General features: G+C 35.8%; 1 protein-coding gene. It reads left to right on the forward strand.

Annotated elements, in window-relative coordinates:
* Positions 1–104: 104 nt before the first annotated feature.
* Positions 105–564, forward strand: a 460-nt coding sequence (locus tag FUA24_RS11125) for a biotin carboxylase N-terminal domain-containing protein (protein WP_317131958.1), incomplete at its 3' end; no start/stop codon positions are given.

A 564-nucleotide genomic window follows, 5' to 3' on the forward strand; every position in this document is an offset into this window, starting at 1 on the left:
CAGCCATTATTTTTAGTTGATCCATCATAACCAATTTTAAAATTCCAAAAAGCAAATCCCATTTGTTGGAATTTGGAATTTGAGATTTTAAAAATTATTACGTTATGTTTAAAAAAATATTAGTAGCCAATAGAGGGGAAATAGCATTACGTGTTATTAGAACCTGTAAAGAAATGGGCATTAAAACTGTAGCGGTTTATTCAAAAGCCGATGAAGAAAGCTTACACGTTAAGTTTGCTGATGAAGCAGTTTGTATAGGGCCTGCTCCAAGTAGCGAGTCTTATTTAAAAATGTCTAATATTATAGCTGCTGCCGAAATTACAAATGCAGATGCTATTCACCCAGGATATGGGTTTCTTTCTGAAAACGCAAAGTTTTCAAAAATATGTGCCGAACACGGCATAAAATTCATTGGAGCTTCACCTGAAATGATTGATAAAATGGGAGACAAGGCAAATGCCAAAGCTACCATGAAAGCTGCTGGTGTGCCTTGTGTACCAGGTAGTGAAGGTGTAATAGCAACCTATGAAGAGTGTGAAAAATTAGCCGAAGAAGTAGGTTATC

The sequence above is a fragment of the Seonamhaeicola marinus genome, assembly GCF_008085455.1.